At 49.6% G+C, this 18,816-nt stretch carries 18 protein-coding genes; 5 read left to right on the top strand and 13 right to left on the bottom strand.

Going from position 1 to position 18,816, the window contains the following annotated elements:
• Window positions 1-25: 25 nt before the first annotated feature.
• The 3 genes from glnS (at window position 26) to chiQ (ending at window position 3,918) form a co-directional block, all read left to right on the top strand.
• Entirely contained in the window at window positions 26-1,693 is a 1,668-nt protein-coding gene (glnS, locus tag GHC22_RS16445) for a glutamine--tRNA ligase (protein ID WP_048226099.1), read from the top strand.
• A 436-nt stretch (window positions 1,694-2,129) separates the two neighbouring features.
• Window positions 2,130-3,536 carry a chitoporin gene (gene chiP / locus GHC22_RS16440; RefSeq protein WP_008784105.1) on the top strand — a complete coding sequence of 469 codons (1,407 nt, stop codon included), beginning with the start codon at window positions 2,130-2,132 and terminating at the stop codon, window positions 3,534-3,536.
• Window positions 3,537-3,585: 49 nt separating this feature from the next.
• A complete protein-coding gene (chiQ, locus tag GHC22_RS16435) occupies window positions 3,586-3,918 on the top strand; it encodes a ChiQ/YbfN family lipoprotein (protein ID WP_153753540.1) in 333 nt (110 codons plus the stop codon).
• Window positions 3,919-3,979: 61 nt separating this feature from the next.
• On the opposite strand, the gene GHC22_RS16430 is transcribed toward chiQ, so the two are convergent.
• The 11 genes from GHC22_RS16430 to ybfF form a co-directional block, all read right to left on the bottom strand.
• The gene (locus tag GHC22_RS16430) at window positions 3,980-4,798 is read right to left on the bottom strand and encodes a PTS system mannose/fructose/sorbose family transporter subunit IID (protein ID WP_048235879.1); all 819 of its coding nucleotides are present in this window, start codon (window positions 4,796-4,798) and stop codon (window positions 3,980-3,982) included.
• A complete protein-coding gene (locus tag GHC22_RS16425; protein WP_048235878.1) occupies window positions 4,782-5,543 on the bottom strand; it encodes a PTS sugar transporter subunit IIC in 762 nt (253 codons plus the stop codon). The genes GHC22_RS16430 and GHC22_RS16425 overlap by 17 nt, the downstream gene beginning before the upstream one ends.
• Before the next feature lie 10 nt (window positions 5,544-5,553).
• Window positions 5,554-6,027: a PTS sugar transporter subunit IIB gene (locus GHC22_RS16420; protein ID WP_048235877.1), complete on the bottom strand. Its 474-nt coding sequence runs from the start codon at window positions 6,025-6,027 to the stop codon at window positions 5,554-5,556.
• A complete protein-coding gene (locus GHC22_RS16415) occupies window positions 6,024-6,752 on the bottom strand; it encodes a BtpA/SgcQ family protein (protein ID WP_153753538.1) in 729 nt (242 codons plus the stop codon). The genes GHC22_RS16420 and GHC22_RS16415 overlap by 4 nt, the downstream gene beginning before the upstream one ends.
• A 14-nt stretch (window positions 6,753-6,766) precedes the next feature.
• Complete coding sequence (locus GHC22_RS16410; RefSeq protein WP_048235875.1) at window positions 6,767-7,189, bottom strand: PTS sugar transporter subunit IIA; 423 nt, start codon at window positions 7,187-7,189, stop codon at window positions 6,767-6,769.
• A gap of 150 nt (window positions 7,190-7,339) precedes the next feature.
• Window positions 7,340-10,150, bottom strand: coding sequence for a sigma 54-interacting transcriptional regulator (locus GHC22_RS16405; protein WP_153753536.1), 2,811 nt, complete (start codon window positions 10,148-10,150; stop codon window positions 7,340-7,342).
• Window positions 10,151-10,339: 189 nt separating this feature from the next.
• On the bottom strand, window positions 10,340-10,792 hold the full coding sequence (fur, locus tag GHC22_RS16400) for a ferric iron uptake transcriptional regulator (protein ID WP_153753534.1): 453 nt from the start codon (window positions 10,790-10,792) through the stop codon (window positions 10,340-10,342).
• A complete protein-coding gene (locus tag GHC22_RS16395) occupies window positions 10,785-10,871 on the bottom strand; it encodes a ryhB-regulated fur leader peptide (RefSeq protein WP_100247215.1) in 87 nt (28 codons plus the stop codon). The genes fur and GHC22_RS16395 overlap by 8 nt, the downstream gene beginning before the upstream one ends.
• Window positions 10,872-11,081: 210 nt before the next feature.
• The gene (fldA, locus tag GHC22_RS16390; RefSeq protein ID WP_003022839.1) at window positions 11,082-11,612 is read right to left on the bottom strand and encodes a flavodoxin FldA; all 531 of its coding nucleotides are present in this window, start codon (window positions 11,610-11,612) and stop codon (window positions 11,082-11,084) included.
• Between the two features lie 155 nt (window positions 11,613-11,767).
• Complete coding sequence (gene ybfE / locus GHC22_RS16385; protein ID WP_003831362.1) at window positions 11,768-12,055, bottom strand: LexA regulated protein; 288 nt, start codon at window positions 12,053-12,055, stop codon at window positions 11,768-11,770.
• A 128-nt stretch (window positions 12,056-12,183) separates the two neighbouring features.
• Window positions 12,184-12,957: an esterase gene (gene ybfF / locus GHC22_RS16380; RefSeq protein ID WP_048216341.1), complete on the bottom strand. Its 774-nt coding sequence runs from the start codon at window positions 12,955-12,957 to the stop codon at window positions 12,184-12,186.
• A gap of 194 nt (window positions 12,958-13,151) precedes the next feature.
• Here ybfF and seqA point away from each other — a divergent pair, with 194 nt between their 5' ends.
• A complete protein-coding gene (seqA, locus tag GHC22_RS16375; protein ID WP_003022848.1) occupies window positions 13,152-13,694 on the top strand; it encodes a replication initiation negative regulator SeqA in 543 nt (180 codons plus the stop codon).
• Window positions 13,695-13,718: 24 nt separating this feature from the next.
• A complete protein-coding gene (gene pgm, locus GHC22_RS16370; RefSeq protein ID WP_008784117.1) occupies window positions 13,719-15,359 on the top strand; it encodes a phosphoglucomutase (alpha-D-glucose-1,6-bisphosphate-dependent) in 1,641 nt (546 codons plus the stop codon).
• 95 nt (window positions 15,360-15,454) lie between these two features.
• Here pgm and kdpE read toward each other — a convergent pair whose 3' ends face one another.
• Window positions 15,455-16,132, bottom strand: coding sequence for a two-component system response regulator KdpE (gene kdpE / locus GHC22_RS16365; RefSeq protein WP_153753532.1), 678 nt, complete (start codon window positions 16,130-16,132; stop codon window positions 15,455-15,457).
• Entirely contained in the window at window positions 16,129-18,813 is a 2,685-nt protein-coding gene (gene kdpD / locus GHC22_RS16360; RefSeq protein ID WP_032942706.1) for a two-component system sensor histidine kinase KdpD, read from the bottom strand. Before kdpD ends, kdpE begins: the two co-directional genes overlap by 4 nt.
• Window positions 18,814-18,816 lie beyond the last annotated feature (3 nt).

Genomic DNA, 18,816 nt, shown 5'->3' with positions numbered 1-18,816 from the left:
TTGTTTACGCTTTGAGGAATCCACGATGAGTGAGGCTGAAGCCCGCCCGAGTAACTTTATTCGTCAGATCATCGATGAAGATCTGGCCAGTGGTAAGCACACCACTATCCATACCCGTTTTCCGCCGGAGCCAAATGGCTATCTGCATATTGGCCACGCGAAATCCATTTGTCTGAACTTTGGCATTGCGCAAGATTACCAGGGCCAGTGCAACCTGCGTTTTGATGATACGAACCCGGTTAAAGAAGATATCGAGTACGTTGAGTCGATTAAAAACGACGTTGAATGGTTAGGTTTCCACTGGACTGGCGACATTCGCTACTCTTCGGATTACTTCGATCAGCTTCACGCCTATGCAGTAGAGCTTATTAATAAAGGCCTGGCGTACGTTGACGAACTGTCAGCGGACGAAATCCGCGAATACCGCGGCACGCTGACTCAGCCTGGCAAAAATAGCCCGTACCGCGATCGTAGCGTCGAAGAGAACCTGGCGCTGTTCGAAAAAATGCGTGCCGGTGGTTTTGAAGAAGGCAAAGCGTGCCTGCGTGCGAAAATCGACATGGCGTCGCCGTTTATCGTGATGCGCGATCCGGTGCTGTACCGCATTAAGTTCGCCGAACACCACCAGACCGGCAACAAGTGGTGCATCTACCCGATGTACGACTTTACCCACTGCATCAGCGATGCGCTGGAAGGCATTACGCATTCCCTGTGTACGCTGGAGTTCCAGGATAACCGTCGTCTGTACGACTGGGTGCTGGACAACATCACCATTCCGGTTCATCCGCGTCAGTACGAATTCTCGCGCCTGAATCTGGAATATACCGTGATGTCCAAGCGCAAGCTGAACCTGCTGGTGACCGACAAGCACGTTGAAGGCTGGGACGATCCGCGTATGCCGACGATTTCTGGCCTGCGTCGTCGTGGTTACACCGCTGCCGCGATCCGTGAGTTCTGCAAACGCATTGGCGTGACCAAACAAGACAACACCATTGAGATCGCTTCTCTGGAATCCTGTATCCGCGAAGATCTGAACGAAAACGCCCCGCGCGCGATGGCGGTTATCGATCCGGTTAAACTGGTTATCGAAAACTATCCGCAGGGCGAAAGCGAATTGGTCACCATGCCTAACCATCCGAACAAACCGGAAATGGGCAGCCGCGAAGTGCCATTTAGCGGTGAAATTTGGATCGATCGCGCAGACTTCCGTGAAGAAGCGAACAAGCAGTACAAGCGTCTGGTGATGGGCAAAGAAGTACGTCTGCGTAATGCTTATGTGATCAAAGCCGAACGTGTTGAGAAAGATGCGGAAGGGAATATCACCACCATTTTCTGCACCTACGATGCCGACACCCTGAGCAAAGACCCGGCCGATGGTCGTAAAGTCAAAGGCGTTATTCACTGGGTGAGCGCATCCCATGCGCTGCCGATTGAAATCCGCTTGTACGATCGTCTGTTTAGCGTGCCAAATCCAGGCGCGGCGGAAGACTTCCTGTCCGTTATTAACCCGGAATCGCTGGTCATTAAGCAGGGTTACGGTGAGCCGTCGCTGAAGGCAGCGGTTGCAGGTAAAGCGTTCCAGTTTGAGCGTGAAGGTTACTTCTGCCTGGACAGTCGTTATGCAACGGCTGACAAGCTGGTGTTTAACCGTACCGTTGGTCTACGTGACACGTGGGCTAAAGCGGGCGAATAAGCCGCAACACATCCTCTCTAAACGCCGCTTCATGCGGCGTTTTTTTTCGCAAAAAAACCGTGTTCCAGGCTCCGTTTGCGGAGCGAATTAATTACATGTCCGTAATAATGGACTGGGCGAATGTTTTTACGTTTAAATAACTTACCTCAATATGAAATGGGCTGAAACCGATTTCATCCCCATGGAAAACAAGCGATTTTTTCATTTTTTCAACGCTTTTTTATCTTCCGATGAAAATGTAACAGAAAGCAATCAAATATGTGCGGTTGCTCATACTATTACATACTCGTTACAGAAAGAGATTGATAATTCGCGTCGCGAAAAATAGTCTATTCATTGTAGTCACTGAGGTTTTCTTAGCGCTACTTTTTTATTTTTTGTTTTTTCGCTGTCCGCTTTTGTCGGCAGCATTTTATACGTCAAAGAGGATTAACATATGCGTACGTTTAGTGGCAAACGTAGTACGCTGGCGCTGGCTATCGCCGGTATCACAGCAATGTCGGGTTTTGTTGTCGCTCCGCAGGTACACGCCGAAGGATTTATTGATGACTCAACCTTAACCGGTGGCATCTATTACTGGCAGCGTGAGCGTGACCGTAAAGATGTGACCGATCATGACAAATATAAAACCAACCTTTCTCACTCCACCTGGAACGCTAACCTCGACTTCCAGTCCGGTTACGCGGCCGATATGTTTGGTATTGATATCGCGGCATTTACCGCTATTGAAATGAACGAAAGTAGCGAAAGCGGCCATCCAAACGAAATCGCATTCTCTTCCAAAAATAAAGGCTATGACGAGGATTACTCCGGCGATAAGAGCGGGATTAGCCTTTATAAAGCAGCAGCTAAATTTAAATACGGCCCAACCTGGGCGCGCGCCGGTTACATTCAACCAACCGGGCAGACTCTGCTGGCACCGCATTGGAGCTTTATGCCAGGTACCTATCAGGGAGCTGAAGCCGGTGCCAACTTCGATTACGGTGATGCTGGCGCACTGAGCTTCTCCTATATGTGGGCTAACGAATATAAAGCACCGTGGCACACCGAAGTCGATAAATTCTATCAGGCTGATAAAAAGACCAGTGTTGATTACCTGCACTCAATTGGCGCGAAATATGACTTCAAAAATAACCTGTTGCTGGAAGCGGCATTTGGTCAGTCTGAAGGTTATGTCGATCAGTACTTCGCAAAAGCCAGCTACAAATTCGATTTAGGCGGTAACCCATTTACCACCAGCTACCAGTTCTACGGTGCACGCGACAAGGTTGATGATCGTACCGTGAACGATATTTATGATGGCACTGCCTGGTTGCAGGCGTTGACCTTTGGCTACAAAGTGGCAGAAGTCGTTGACCTTCGTCTGGAAGGGACCTGGGTTAAAGCGGACGGCCAGCAGGGTTACTTCCTGCAGCGTATGACCCCAACCTACGCCTCTTCAAACGGTCGTCTGGATGTCTGGTGGGATAACCGTTCTGACTTCAACGCCAACGGTGAAAAGGCAGTCTTCTTCGGCGCAATGTATGACCTGAAGAACTGGAATCTGCCGGGCTGGGCGGTAGGCGCGTCCTACGTTTACGCATGGGATGCTAAGCCATCAACCTGGCAGCTCAACCCGGATGCGTACTACGACAAAAACCGGACTATCGAAGAATCTTCTTACAGCCTGGATGCGGTCTACACCCTGCAGGAAGGTCGTGCGAAGGGCACCATGTTTAAGCTGCACTTCACTCAGTACGACAACCATTCAGACATTCCGAGCTGGGGCGGTGGCTACGGCAACATGTTCCAGGATGAGCGCGACGTGAAGTTCATCGTTATTGCTCCGTTCACCATCTTCTAATGCCAACAGCGGCAGGCCGGGTGCCTGCCGCATCGTTGAGGAAAGTGCTATGAAAAAACTGATACTCATCGCCGTTATGGCATCAGGGCTGGTGGCGTGTGCGCAATCTCCTGCGCCGAAAGAGGACAGCCGTCTGAAAGAAGCCTACAGCGCGTGTATTAATACCGCGCAGGGATCGCCGGAGAAAATTGAAGCCTGCCAAAGCGTGTTGAATGTGCTGAAGAAAGAAAAACAGCACCAACAGTTTGCCAATGAAGAAAGCGTACGCGTGCTGGATTATCAGCAGTGTATCCAGGCCACGCGCACGGGTAACGGCCAGTTCGTCAATGCTGATTGTGACAAGGTCTGGCAGGAAATACGCAGTAAGAATACTGCGCAGTAAATCGAAAAATGAAAATACACCGGGCGGAGAATTCTCCGCCCGATTTGATTGTGCTGTGCAATTAGCCAAGAATGTTTAAGTATGCCCCCAGTATTGAAACCACAATGATGCCAATGAGGATGCGGGAAATTTGGATATTCTTACCTAACAGATAGTACATGACGCCAAATGCCCCCATGGGTAACAGACATGGCATAATATCGTTCAAGATTTTCTGCAACGGTACGGCATAATCGCCTTCGCCAATCACAAAAGGGACGTTCAACGAGACCATGGTGGCCGTCATCCCTCCTATCACCATTAGCCCCAAAATAGCGGCCCCATAGGTGATTTTTTGCATCATTCCTGATTCTTCCATTTTTTTAAAGAAATCAGCGCCCAATCGGTATCCACCCATTAAGCAGAAGTAGCGGATGAAGTAGTGCGGAACGTTAAATACTAACAGGAACAATAATGGGCCCAGGATATTACCGCTGGAGGCGAGTGAAATACCCAGACCTGCGGCGATAATACGCAAAGTACCCCAGAAGAAAGAGTCGCCAATGCCAGCTAAAGGGCCCATCAGTGAGGCTTTCACGGCATTTATTGAACTGGCATCAAAGTCATCGTCAAGCATACGACGTTCTTCCATAGCGGAAGTAATCCCTAACGGTAATGTCGACAGATGGGGGGTGGTATTAAAAAACTCTAAATGTCTGACCAACGCATCAGAGATCTCCTGGTCTGTTTTGCACGTTTTTCGGATGATGGGAACCATGGAAAAGGTGTAGCCCATATGCATCATACGTTCATAGTTCCAAGAGGACTCCATGGTCAATGAGCGAAAATAGACGCTCCATAGGTCTCGCCGGGTAATTTTGGCATCAGAATTCGTTGTCATCAATGACCTCTTGTTTTTTGGCTTCGTTATTGACGAGTACGATGGCGAGGAACAGGCCAAACAGGGCGATCCCGACCAGAGGCAGCTTTAAATAGGCCGCCAGTAAAAAACCAAAGAAGAAATAGGGGAACACTTTTTTGTTGATGATCATTCTCGCCAACATGGCGAAGCCCAGTGCTGGTAGGATTCCCGTCGCTATTGTCATTCCCGTCATAATATCTTTAGGGATTGCTTCAAGGATGGCATTGACTACCGGGGTGCCAACATAAAATGCAAATCCTACCAGAATGGCGAACGGTACCGAGCAGGCGAGGGTCGAGTAAATATGCATCCGTACCACGCCATTAATATTGGCATTTAATGCATGTTTGTCTGCCCGGCGACAAAATATCGGTAAGACAAAAATATAAACGGCGTTCTGTAACACCAATACCAGCGTGGCGATAGGCACCGCTAGGGCGACGGCGGTTGCTACATTCTGCCCGGAGGCAATTGCAAATGCTGTGCCTAAAATCCCTCCGGATGTCACGTCAGGCGGATTGGATGCACCTATTTGAAACGCACCAAGCAGGACGAGTTCGATTGCCGAACCAATAATGATGCCATTGGTAAGATCGCCCATAATCAGCCCTACCAACGGCCCCATAACGATAGGTCGCCGGAGCATGGCGGTGCCAAAGATGGAGTCCAGGTAACCTACACAGGACAAGCCACCTAATAAAAAAGATTGCATTAATAAACTCATATCCATTACCTCATCCAAGTAAGGCGATAGCTTTTAAGCGGGTATCATTTGGAACTTGTCTAATCTCAAGTTCTACACCTTTTTTATCCAGCGCTTTTAATTGTGCTACATCCTGCTCGGTAATAAATATTGCTTTAGAGATTTGACGGGTTCCTGGAGCAGATTTAATCCCCCCGAGGTTTATGCTGGTTATTTTATCGTATTCTATAGCCAGTGCATGGGCATCATTAATTGAGGCGACAACAATAAAGAGGTTGTATTTTTCTGTTGCACCGCTTTGTAATGCTTTAATGGAATCGTGGATATTTTTTATGACCAGCTTAACGTTATTGGGCCTGGCTAGACGCATGGCGGTCATTTTTAGTTCATCATTAATGATGTCATCATTTGCAATGAGAATGCAGTCGGCCTGTAGCGCTGCAGTCCAGGCAAATGCCACCTGTCCATGTAGTAAGCGATGGTCAACACGTAATAATTTAATCATTTTTGTTTTACCTTTTTCATTAACTGCGAAACATGCTCGGCGCAAACATTACCGGTGTCTATATAGGTATCTTTAAAATAACTGCCAACAACTGCACCTGCGCCAAGTGCCAACTGATCCTGACAATTATCAAGGGTAATTCCTGCGCCGATAATTAAAGGAAAATCACCAATAATTGCCTTGAATTCACGAATTTTATTTTCATCTGTTTCCTGCCCGGTAGCATCACCGGTGACCACAATCGCATCGCAGCGTTGCATGCCCAGCATCAAATCCTCCTCCAGGCTACGCCCAGAGCGATAGGGTTGGTATTTGAAACGTACGCCACCGAAAATGGCAACCGAGGACTCCTGACGGTGTTCTTCAAGGAACTGGGCAAATATGAGATCTTCTTCGGGAGGTAAGTGTCCGGCGACAGAATCTAATTGGATGAAACTGGCATTATATTTTTTTGCCAGCTCAAATCCTTTGCGATCATCATCCAGCAAATTCACACCGTAGATAATGTCTATACGATTACTATCAAGATAATGTAGAACACTTTCTACTTGTTCTGGTGTGCCAAAATAGTTTTCAACAATAACTGCATCAACATCATTTTCCTGATAAATTCGAATTTCCTTCTTAGCATTTTCAAGAACATCATGATCGCCTTCACCTTTCAGATGCAGCATGGCAAGGATGAATTTATTATTGCCGAATAACGTTTCAACTTTATTTTTCATGGGCGCTCCTGATATTAAAAATCTTCTGTTTTATGGTTTCTGGTTAATAGGATATCGTTGCAGTACTGAATGGTTTCTTTTGATTCAAGAACGGCAGTTCTAATCAACTCTTTGGTATCAACGGTATCCGGACTCTCCAGTATCAACGCAATCAGTAACGGTAAGTTAAGTCCGGTGATTAAATGCAAGCGCGGGTCTTCAAGATAAGTAATAAATTCGTTGGTGACACTTCCCTTTGAGATATCAGTAATCACAATCGCATCATCCTGACTGTCTAAAGACGCCAGAAATTTTTGTACGCTGACTTTTATATCAGGAACGTCCTCGGTATAGGCGCAAAGTGTAGAGATATCTTCATTTTTACCAACGACCATTTCCAGTGAATCTCTGATTCCATCAGCGAATCTGCCATGACTGGCGAACAAAAACTTACGCATACAGCTCCATTCTCCGCATTAAGTGACGATACCTACGCTTGTCGTAATAAATGATAAGCCTGAGTATCAAGTAGCAGGAATCATGCCAGCTAATGTCAAAGCTGAGAGGGAATGGAGAAGTTTCTTATGTTAATTGATTGATTTTTATGGCTAATTTGATTTTATGATGTCGTAAATATAGCCTATTTCGCTAAAGGGAATTGTGACACTATAAGTGTCTTCTATGACACTAAAGGCATCCTGGATCATGCATAGTGTTTCTTTATCGTTCTGGCTAAAGGTATCTTGCGAGGAGTAAGTTTCGATTGGGATCTGACGAATTAATCGCTCCAACATGCAACTCACATGCACATAGAGATTGATCTTCGTTTCATTGGCTAAGCGTTTTTTCAGTAATCTTTCCAGTGTGCAGAGACAAATATCCAGATGTTCGAGAATTTTTCCTGTGTCCAGAATCGTTAACTGAGCAATTACGCGTTTCAACGAAAAATTATGCACCAAGCGGTCGTTGATAGTCTGGATCATTTCAGCATCAGCGATTCCCTGGAATACTGTATCCAAACGGACATCACCCCGCCCACTGATCAGGTCATCTAATGAGATATAAGGAATAAAGGGTATTTCCGGATTGACTGTGCCGACTACGACAATGATGTTATAGAACTGAAAAAGCGACTGACGAGAGGACTCTGAAAGCAGTAGCTGATGATCGTAGGCAATCACATCAACACCGGCTTCTTTAGGGATACTGTCTTCCAACAATGACTGTACGCGCTGCGCTGTACCCATCCCGGTATAGCAGCAGGTAATGATGACAGGGCGTTTGGCTTGCTCTGAATAGATTATTTTACTGTCATTCTTTTGATACGAGGTAACATTTTCAACAATGTTTTCCAGTGAGGCATTGTCCAGCAATAACTCACCAACATGCAGAGCCATTGCGGTGGATACGTTGTTAATAATGGCGACCGGGAAATGGATACTTTTATTAAATTCGGAGTAAATATCCGTCAATGACCCCATATCCACCAGGATAACCAGTCCGTTGGACATGTCATTATCGTTTATGTACTGCAGAATATTACTGGCAATGTCTTTGATCGCCGTATCAATAGGCATATCGAAAGAGGCAAAAATAGTGTCACCTAGCATCCGGTTGACCACATTGGCGATACTGCTGGCTGTTGCGTAGCCATGCGCTAGAATGACGGCTTTCGTTCTTGGGGAAACCGTCACCATTTTCATGCTTTTCAAATACAGTGTAAAAAATACCTCATCCTCTAACGCAATGGTGAGATCAAACTGTTGTTCAAACTGCGCGGATAACTTACCTGCAATAAATTGCTCCTCAGCCAGATGCTGACTCAAATAATGTTGCAGATTTTTGAGCATTTTTTTCTGTGCTGGGGTAGGTTCGTTGCCTTGTCTGTTTTTAGTGAAAAAATACCATGCCAGACCGTACAGGCGGTTGCCATTGAACTGTACGGCATGTTTATCTTCTATCTGTTGAACAATATCCTGAATGGCACTGAGGTTCGAATAAATGGCTGAGTGAACGTTTTTAGTTTTCGGGTCAAATATGATTTTATCAAACAGCGTATCGATTTCACGAGACACGGTGGATAGCAGTGTACCCTCACTCTGTTGTTGAAACAGCTCAAAAATGTTATCCCAAAAGTCGCTGATAAATTGGCTCAGGGGTGTTGCTGGGAGGGATAATTGTTGCAGGGTGGTTGTCGGCGTAAAAACAACCGGGTCACCCGACACCGCATGTTTAGTCTTCGCCGCGTGTAAAGCGATGCTCTCGGGTAAATCGTCTAAATGCAAAGAAAGTGTCTGTCCCGGCTGAGATTTTGCGAATCTTCCGGCGCTCATACAGGTGATCGTATTTTTTAGCTCGCCAACATTTCCAGGGTAAACGTGGTGTTTTAAAACACTATTTACTTGAGATGACAGTTTTATATTCCGGCCAAGTAGTTTGGCTTCCTCAAGGAAGAAAGCATAAATGAACTGGATTTTTTCAGCTTCACCTCTTTCTTCCAATGAAGGAATTGCAATATTCAATGGGATCCGGCGGATAAAGGTATCTAGGAAATACTCTTGAGGTGACACAGTGGTGGCAAAAATAAGCCTGACCTGAGCGCTGTTTTCCTTTTCACTTTCACCCATCCGCCGAAAACGCCCGGTATCCATAAAGGTGAACAACTTTTCCTGGCTTTCTGCATTTAGGCGATGGATTTCATCAAGAAACAGTACCCCGCCATTGGCTTTTTGTAATAAACCTTCGGTGGTTTTATCCGCACCGGTGAACGCACCTTTGACATAGCCAAACAAGTGGCTCGATAACAGCTCCGGGTTGTTGGCATACTGTGCACAGTTAAAGGCAATAAATGGCGCTGCTGGCGGCAGAATTTGCTTCTCAACTGCGCGTTTCCAGGACAATTGCGCCAACATGCTCTTACCGCTGCCTGTCGGACCGTACAGCATTACCGACAGGCCATGCGGCGGATAACAGATAGCTGTATTCAGTTTTTCGATCACAGGGACCAGACTACCATTAGCACCGATTAACTCTGCGAATGTATTTTCTTGTTTATATTGATGTTTTTTCAACTCGATAAGACTGGGAAATACGGACTGATGGACAGGGAAAAAGTGTTCTTCAAAGACAGCTCTATGCAAAAAATAGACAGGGCGAGTATTGAGTTTGATGACTACATTATCATCAATTAACTGATTGAGGTAATGGCTGATGGTATTACGTTTTACATTGAAGCGTTCCGCCATGGTCTGGGCTGTGTGAAAGTCGTCCAGCGAGTCAAAAGAAAAATAACGGGTCTCTTCTGCCAAAAACGCAAAGATTTTATCTTTTAACACCGCGAGCCTCTTGCCTGTTCCGCCCTGGAGCTGATGCCCAGTACACATGAAGAAGTAACAAAAAATAATATTGCGGGACATCATGCCTCATTTAACAGGTAAAGAGTCATCATGCTACAACGATTATTATTTGATTTAGCCGCGGGGGAGGTTAACACATTTTGCGGATTTTCGGCGGACGACTGGCGGTAATTGTGACTATTTCGTACTTATATTTTGCTGGTACGTTAATCCCCGGCTCATGCAGAGCCGGGGATTAACGTGAGACATAAATTACTTGGCGACACCGTCGTGCGCATGCTCATCTTCGCGGCAATCGCCTTCAGCGCAGTGGCCGTAGAGATAGAGACTATGGTTGGTTAAACGAATACCATGTTTAGCCGCAATCTCACGCTGGCGCGCTTCGATGGAATCATCGCTGAACTCGACCACTTTGCCGCAGTCGAGGCAAATGAGGTGATCGTGGTGATGCTGTTGAGTCAGTTCGAAGACGGATTTACCACCTTCAAAATTATGGCGGGTCACGATACCGGCATCATCAAACTGGTTCAGCACACGATACACGGTCGCCAGACCAATCTCTTCACCCATATCGATCAGGCGTTTGTATAAATCTTCCGCACTGACGTGATGGTTATCCGGTTCCTGAAGAACTTCCAGAATTTTTAAACGAGGAAGCGTTACTTTCAGGCCAGCCTTCTTTAATGCGGTATTGTTGTCAGTCATGCGGAATCTGTCCTGTAGCTAAACGATTCACTTCATTAACAGAAGTGACAGAAATTGCACTTGAGATAATGCGTATCATTATAGAACTGCCATGGCTAAATGAAAACTGCAAGTCTCTGGCATATATTGTTAATCAAAACGTGGTATCGCCGACAAACACACTGTGCAACACCCGATTGGCATCCAGCCATTGTACAGGGTCAGACGAAAAAGTTACAAATTTGTAGCAATTATTTTGATTGGTTTTATCTATTGATGCGGCGCAGATGGAAATCTGCGCCGCACGAAATCAGGCATTAATGATTTCGTCGAGGTGCAGCTCTTCAGAGATCTGCTTAACCCATTTTTCTACGCGTTCTGCTGTCAGTTCTGGCTGGCGATCTTCATCGATAGCCAGACCGACAAAGTGGTCGTCGTCAGCCAGGCCTTTAGACGCTTCAAAGTGATAACCCGCAGTCGGCCAGTGACCAACGATAGTTGCGCCGCGCGGTTCGATGATGTCGCGAATGGTCCCTAACGCATCGCAGAAATATTCTGCGTAATCTTCCTGGTCGCCGCAGCCGAACAATGCAACCAGTTTGCCATTAAAATCAATGTCTTCGAGGGTAGGGAAGAAGTCGTCCCAGTCACACTGCGCTTCACCGTAGTACCAGGTTGGGATGCCGAGCAGCAGAATGTCATAACCTTCGAGGTCTTCTTTGCTGCTTTTTGCAATGTCATGAACATCGGCAACGTCTTTACCAAGCTGTTTTTGAATCATTTTTGCGATGTTTTCGGTATTACCGGTGTCGCTGCCGAAAAAGATGCCAGTGATTGCCATGAGTAAAATAACCTCTTGAAACTTATTGAAATGGTGGTGGCGCATTGCCCACGGATAAGGGCAATCATAGCAGAACAGTCAGGCATGCGGAAACAGCAAACACGCAGGACTGCACTCTGTGCTACACGATTTATGATTTAGAGCAGAAATTCAGACTATGCCTGACCGCGCAATGTGCTGAGTTGGGTCATCAGCATCTCTTCGATGAGTTCACTACGACTCATGTTGCGCGCCTCAGCCAGCTCGTTCAGAGCGTCAACGGCATCAGCGTTCAGTTTCAGTTCGACACGCTTAAGCCCGCGAACTTTGTCACGCTTAAGCTGATTACGTTTATTAATACGTAACTGTTCATCACGCGAGAGCGGATTAGTTTTGGGTCGTCCCGGGCGACGCTCCTGCGCGAACAGATCTAATGTCGTACGGTCCGTTTGTTCTTTGGCCATGATCTTGGTGACTTCGGGGAAACAATCAGCCAGGCGTCTGCCCGGATGGATAGCGCGCCATAATACATCAGCAGGGGTGACACGCCAACGCCCACGCGCGTAATCGCGCGCAGACGCTGAGTTTTTAATCAGTTAGCCTGTTCGTTCAGATAACGACGGATGGCGCGCAGCACTGCCTCCGGTTTTTCCGCATGCACCCAATGACCGGCTCCAGCAATAACATGCGCCCGAGCCTGTGGGAATTGCGCCAGCAGTTGTTCGCGATACGCTTCGGTAACATACGGTGAGTTGCCGCCAGGGATAAACAGCGCCGGGTGCTCCCACGCAGGAATGGTTTCCCAACCGACGATATGAGGATACTGATCCCACAGCACGGGAACGTTAAAACGCCATTCGCCGTCTACGAAAGATTTCAGCAGAAACTGGATTACGCCTTCCTCATGCAGATGCTGACGCATGACGTTGGCCGCCTGCTGACGCGAAGTGGCCTGGGCATCGGTTACGGCATTAATAGCGGTAAAGATCGCATCGTGACGGCGAACATGATAGTCGACCGGAGCAATATCAATGGCCACCAGTCGATCGATACGATCAGGAGCCAGCGCGGTTAACGCCATGACGGCTTTCCCCCCCATCGAGTGACCAATAAAGGTCGCCTTTTCTATTTGCTGAGCGTCCAGCGTATCCAGCAAATCTTGCGCCATGGCCGGATAATTCATCTCAGGGGAACGAGGGGAGAGGCCATGATTTCGCATATCGACCTGGATGATATCGTGATCGACCACCAGATCGCGTGCCAGGATCCCCAGGTTATCCAGACTGCCAAACAGGCCGTGAACCAGGACGATGGGAGAATTATTGTGCAGGTTTTGCGCAGATTGCGCTCGGATATTCAATTTCATGGCAAAGTTCTTTTTTTCACACTCACGGGTTAGGGTATCATGTTGACCATTCTGCCACATGGCTGCAACAACTACGGTTACTCTGAGTTTTGCTGGCCACCAGGCTTGACGCTATCCGCTGTTGGGATTTGCCTTTACACTACGTGTGTTTACCCCGACAACTTGTATTCAGCTAAACACTGCACTGGATTAAGATGAAAACGATTGAAGTTGATGATGAACTCTATAGCTATATTGCCAGCCACACCAAGCATATTGGCGAGAGCGCATCCGACATTTTACGGCGTATGTTGAAATTTTCCGCCGCATCACAGCCTGTCACTCCGATAGTCAAAGAAGTCCGCGCTGTGCAACCTGTCGTGGAAGCTAAGCCGGTTAACCCCGTAAAAGATAAAGTGCGCGCGATGCGTGAACTGCTGCTGTCCGACGAATACGCGGAACAGAAGAAAGCAGTAAATCGCTTTATGCTGGTGCTGTCTACACTCTATTCACTGGATCAAAACGCGTTCGCCGAAGCAACGGAATCGTTGCATGGCCGTACGCGCGTTTATTTTGCAGCGGATGAACAGACGCTGCTGAAAAATGGTAATCAAACCAAACCGAAACACGTGCCAGGCACGCCGTACTGGGTGATCACCAACACCAATACCGGCCGTAAATGCAGCATGGTTGAACACATCATGCAGTCAATGCAATTCCCTGCGGAATTGATTGAAAAGGTTTGCGGAACAATTTAATCCTTGCATTAGAAGGACCAGGCAATGGCAATCCACAACCGTGCAGGTCAACCTGCGCAACAGAGTGATTTGATTAACGTCGCCCAACTGACGGCACAGTACTATGTACTGAAACCAACAGCAGGGAACGCTGAGCACGCCGTTAAGTTCGGTACGTCCGGACATCGCGGCAGTGCAGGTCGTCATAGTTTTAACGAGCCGCATATTCTGGCTATCGCTCAGGCGATTGCTGAAGAACGTGCGAAAAACGGGATTACTGGCCCGTGCTATGTGGGCAAGGATACCCACGCGCTGTCTGAACCGGCTTTTATCTCTGTACTGGAAGTGCTGGCGGCGAACGGCGTTGACGTCATCGTGCAGGAAAATAACGGCTTTACGCCAACCCCTGCTGTGTCGAATGCTATCCTGGTCCACAACAAAAAAGGCGGCCCGCTGGCTGACGGCATTGTGATCACGCCGTCCCACAACCCGCCGGAAGATGGCGGCATTAAATACAACCCGCCAAACGGTGGTCCGGCAGATACCAACGTCACCAAAGTGGTGGAAGACAGAGCCAACGCGCTGCTGGCTGACGGTCTGCAAGGCGTGAAGCGCATGTCGCTGGACGCTGCGTTGGCATCTGGTCATGTAACAGAGCAGGATCTGGTTCAGCCGTTTGTTGAAGGACTGGCTGACATCGTCGACATGGCGGCGATCCAAAAAGCGGGTCTGACGCTGGGTGTCGATCCGCTGGGCGGTTCCGGTATCGAATACTGGAAGCGTATTGCTAAGCACTACAACCTGAACCTGACTATCGTTAACGATCACGTTGATCAGACTTTCCGCTTTATGCATCTCGACAAAGATGGCGCAATCCGCATGGACTGCTCCTCCGAGTGCGCGATGGCGGGCCTGCTGGCGCTGCGCGACAAGTTCGATCTGGCCTTTGCCAACGACCCAGACTACGACCGTCACGGTATCGTCACCCCGGCAGGGCTGATGAATCCGAACCACTATCTGGCGGTGGCGATCAACTACCTGTTCCAGCATCGTCCGCAGTGGGGCAAAGACGTTGCCGTTGGTAAGACGCTGGTGTCCTCGGCGATGATTGACCGCGTGGTGAATGATTTAGGGCGTAAACTGGTCGAAGTGCCGGTTGGCTTTAAATGGTTTGTTGACGGTCTGTTCGACGGCAGCTTTGGCTTTGGTGGTGAAGAGAGCGCGGGGGCATCTTTCCTGCGTTTCGACGGTACACCGTGGTCGACCGACAAAGACGGCATCATCATGTGCCTGTTGGCGGCAGAAATTACCGCAGTGACCGGTAAGAATCCGCAGGAGCACTACAACGAACTGGCTGCCCGCTTTGGTGCGCCGAGCTACAACCGCCTGCAGGCAAGTGCGACCTCTGCACAGAAAGCGGCGCTGTCTAAGCTGTCTCCGGAAATGGTGAGTGCCAGCACGCTGGCGGGCGACCCGATCACCGCACGTCTGACGGCGGCACCGGGCAACGGTGCTTCTATCGGCGGTCTGAAAGTGATGACTGACAACGGCTGGTTTGCCGCTCGTCCGTCCGGCACCGAAGACGCTTATAAAATCTACTGCGAGAGCTTCCTCGGTGAAGAACATCGCAAGCAGATTGAAAAAGAAGCGGTTGAGATCGTCAGCGAAGTGCTGAAAAACGCGTAAACCGTAGGCCGGATAAGACGCTAGCGTCGCTATCCGGTATGAATAAAAAAGCCGGATAGCTTTATGCTGATCCGGCTTTTTTATTCGGCTTAGATTCACGGCATAAACCGATAACCAATCCCGGTTTCGGTCAGAAAATGATGCGGACGCGCCGGGTCCTGTTCCAGCTTCTGGCGCAGGTGTCCCATGTAAATTCGCAGATAGTGACTGTGTTCGACGGCGTTCGGTCCCCAAACCTGATTTAGCAACTGGCGTTGCGTTAGTACCTTTCCGGCATTATTCAGCAGTACCGCTAACAGGCGAAACTCAATCGGCGTCAGATGAATCTCTTCATCACCACGATGTACGAGGCGGGCGGCGATATCTACTTTTACGTTGGAAAAATGCACCACCGGCTCGGGAGACGCGCCGCTGGCGTGGCGGCGCAATGCCACGCGTAATCGCGCCTGTAGCTCGCCAATACCAAAGGGTTTACTGAGATAGTCATCGGCACCGGCATCCAGAGCGGCGATTTTATCGCTTTCTTCGCTGCGGGCTGAGAGCACAATTACCGGTATCGCGCTCCATTGTCGCAGGTCACGAATAAAATCAATGCCGTCACCGTCCGGCAGACCGAGATCGAGAATGATGAGATCGGGTTTTCGCGTGGCGGCTTCCAGCAGACCACGTTGCAGCGTTTCCGCTTCATATACACGCAGACCATCGGCTTCCAGCGCGGTGCGCAGAAAGCGACGGATAGCCTGTTCATCTTCAACAATCAGTACGTTCGTCACATATCCTCATGAAAATCTTCAAGTTCAGGGGGGATTTCCTGGGGCAGTGTAACACGGAAACATGCTCCTCCCTGTGCGCGATTGTGGACGGAAATCGTACCTCCGTGCACGTCCACAATGGCCTGACAGATTGCCAGCCCCAGCCCAACGCCCGGTACCGATGACTCTTTGTTTCCCCGGGAAAACTTGTCAAAAACTCGCTGCTCCATACCCGATGGAATGCCGGGACCATTATCCCAGACGTCCAGTTGCAGGTGCTCGCCATCGACGCTGGCATCAATACCGATTTGCGCCGCTGGACCTGCGTATTTAACGGCGTTTTCCAGCAGATTAATCAGCACCCGTTCAAAGAGTGGGCCATCGACGTGGATCAGCGTCAACGGTGCTGGTAGCGACAAATTAATAGGAGCAGAGAGTCCTGGCTCCAGCATCTGCAGGGCGCTGCCGACCACCTCTTCCAGTGTTAACCACTCCTTCTTAAGATTAAAGCCGCCAGACTGAATTCGCGCCATATCCAGCAGGTTATTAACCAGTCGGGTCGTATTAAGGACGTGCTGGCGAATCTCACTGGCCTGGCGCGCGTGCGGCGATCCTTCGCTTGCCAGATCCAACGTTAAGATCTCTGCCTGACCAAACAGCACCGTTAGCGGCGTACGTAAATCGTGGGAAAGGGCGGCGAGCAGCGCGTTGCGAATGCTTTCACGCTCGCTGGCAAACCGGGCTTGCTCTTCGCTGGCAGTCAGCGTCAGACGCTCCAGCGCACTGGCGACCAGTAAAGTAAAAGTTTCCAGCAGGCGTTGCTGTTCGGGGATCATCAACTGGCGTAAATTTCCTGGTTCCACAACCAGCAGCCCATGCGTTTTGTCAGCACTTTTTAACGGTAAAATTTGATACGGCACACCTGGCAACGTGTCAGTACCTGCGCCAGCCGGTTGCCCTTTATCAAAGCTCCATTGGGCAATGGCATCATCCCACGGCGTCATGCCCTGTTGATGAGTGAGAGGGGCCAGCTTACCGTTCTCACCGGGTAGTAAAACCTGGCTGCGGGCCTGGAACGTTGAGGCAATAAACTGTTCGCTGGTGGCGGCAATATCTTGCTGACTACGCCCAACGGCCAGCGCTTTCGACATCTCATACAAATGGCGCGTACGTTGTTCACGATAACGGGCCACCCGCGCCTGATAACGCACTCCGGCGGTCAGATTACCAATAACCAGCCCTACCGTTAGCATCACGGCGAAGGTGAGCAGGTACTGGACATCGGAAACGGCCAGCGTGCCACGCGGAGCAATAAAGAAGAGATCGAAGCTGGCGACGTTAATAAAAGTTGCCAGCACCGACGGCCAGCGTCCGTAAAAGAGGGCGATAACCACCACGCCCAATAAATAGATCATCACCAGGTTGGCGGCGTCAAAGGCCATCAACCACTGCATGGCAATCAACGTAATGATGGCGCACAGCGCGACGGCAACCACACAACCCTGAATTTGTACCCGCCATTTATCCTTAAAGGTGCGGTTATCTGCAGTTTGTAGCACAGGGCGCGAAGGTGGCTCATCGAGCGCAACAATCATCAGGTCGAGATCCGGTGCGCGATGGGCCAGTTTGTCAGCAAAGGAATCACTGCGCCACCAGCGTCGTGTAGTCGGACGTCCGAGGACAATTTTTCCCAGATTATGCTCACGGGCATAGCGGATTACCGCCTTGTCTTCAGCGGGATCGGAAAGGGTGGCGGTTTCTGCACCCAGCTCCTGGGCTAACCGCAGAGCGCTTAGGATTGCCCGGCGCTGTTTTTCGGGCAGTCGGTGTAGCGCTGGCGTTTCGACATACACTGCATGCCAGACGCTGCCGAGGCGCGCTGCCAGACGCGCGGCAGCACGCACCAGTTTTTCGCTGCCGGTATTGTGTCCAATGCACAGTAAAATGGCGTCACGGGTATGCCAGACTTTTTCTTCCCCCGGACGCCCTCGCCAGGCACGCATCTGATCGTCAACCCGATCGGCCGTGCGGCGCAGGGCCAGCTCACGTAGCGCGATCAAGTTCCCTTTGCGAAAGAAATGCTCGATGGCTCTTTCCGCCTGACCGGCGATATAGACCTTGCCTTCGTTCAGGCGTTGGCGCAAATCGTCGGGGGGAAGATCGACCAGCACCACATCGTCGGCGGCATCGAAAAAAGGATCGGGGACGGTTTCGCGAACCTGAATGCCGGTGACGCCGCTGACCACATCATTGAGGCTTTCCAGATGCTGCACGTTGACGGTAGTAAAAACGTCAATGCCGGCTTCGAGCAGTTCTTCAATATCTTGCCAACGCTTAGGATGGCGTGAGCCAGGCGCATTACTGTGCGCCAGTTCATCCATCAAAATGAGCGCCGGACGGCGGGCCAGCGCCGCGTCGAGATCGAACTCGCTGATATGACGACCATGGCGCGCCTGTCTCTTTAGCGGCAGGATGCTGAGACCGTCCAGCAACGCGGCGGTCTCTTTGCGTCCGTGGGTTTCCACCACGCCAATCAGCACATCTAACCCCTGCGCCCGCAGCCGCTGGGCCTCTGCCAGCATGGCCCAGGTTTTACCGACGCCTGCACACGCGCCGAAGAAAATTTTCAGTTTTCCGCGGTGCGGGGCAGCGGTCTGCTCCAGCAGGCGATCGGGGTCGGGGCGTAAGGGTTCGTTATGCATGTC

Origin of the sequence: Citrobacter sp. H12-3-2 (assembly GCF_009649895.1) — a bacterium.
Classification (GTDB): domain Bacteria; phylum Pseudomonadota; class Gammaproteobacteria; order Enterobacterales; family Enterobacteriaceae; genus Citrobacter; species Citrobacter portucalensis.
Note: the sequence above shows the minus strand (reverse complement) of the source record. Positions and strands in the feature narration are given on the sequence as shown.

Coding starts and splice junctions, on each gene's coding strand:
- seqA (WP_003022848.1), top strand. CDS start 13,152: ATGAAAACGATTGAAGTTGATGATGAACTCTATAGCTATATTGCCAGC.
- GHC22_RS16415 (WP_153753538.1), bottom strand. CDS start 6,752: ATGAAAAATAAAGTTGAAACGTTATTCGGCAATAATAAATTCATCCTT.
- GHC22_RS16395 (WP_100247215.1), bottom strand. CDS start 10,871: ATGATACGCATTATCTCAAGTGCAATTTCTGTCACTTCTGTTAATGAA.
- fur (WP_153753534.1), bottom strand. CDS start 10,792: ATGACTGACAACAATACCGCATTAAAGAAGGCTGGCCTGAAAGTAACG.
- GHC22_RS16430 (WP_048235879.1), bottom strand. CDS start 4,798: ATGACAACGAATTCTGATGCCAAAATTACCCGGCGAGACCTATGGAGC.
- GHC22_RS16405 (WP_153753536.1), bottom strand. CDS start 10,150: ATGATGTCCCGCAATATTATTTTTTGTTACTTCTTCATGTGTACTGGG.
- chiQ (WP_153753540.1), top strand. CDS start 3,586: ATGAAAAAACTGATACTCATCGCCGTTATGGCATCAGGGCTGGTGGCG.
- GHC22_RS16420 (WP_048235877.1), bottom strand. CDS start 6,027: ATGATTAAATTATTACGTGTTGACCATCGCTTACTACATGGACAGGTG.
- fldA (WP_003022839.1), bottom strand. CDS start 11,612: ATGGCAATCACTGGCATCTTTTTCGGCAGCGACACCGGTAATACCGAA.
- kdpD (WP_032942706.1), bottom strand. CDS start 18,813: ATGCATAACGAACCCTTACGCCCCGACCCCGATCGCCTGCTGGAGCAG.
- GHC22_RS16410 (WP_048235875.1), bottom strand. CDS start 7,189: ATGCGTAAGTTTTTGTTCGCCAGTCATGGCAGATTCGCTGATGGAATC.
- chiP (WP_008784105.1), top strand. CDS start 2,130: ATGCGTACGTTTAGTGGCAAACGTAGTACGCTGGCGCTGGCTATCGCC.
- GHC22_RS16425 (WP_048235878.1), bottom strand. CDS start 5,543: ATGAGTTTATTAATGCAATCTTTTTTATTAGGTGGCTTGTCCTGTGTA.
- glnS (WP_048226099.1), top strand. CDS start 26: ATGAGTGAGGCTGAAGCCCGCCCGAGTAACTTTATTCGTCAGATCATC.
- ybfE (WP_003831362.1), bottom strand. CDS start 12,055: ATGGCCAAAGAACAAACGGACCGTACGACATTAGATCTGTTCGCGCAG.
- pgm (WP_008784117.1), top strand. CDS start 13,719: ATGGCAATCCACAACCGTGCAGGTCAACCTGCGCAACAGAGTGATTTG.
- ybfF (WP_048216341.1), bottom strand. CDS start 12,957: ATGAAATTGAATATCCGAGCGCAATCTGCGCAAAACCTGCACAATAAT.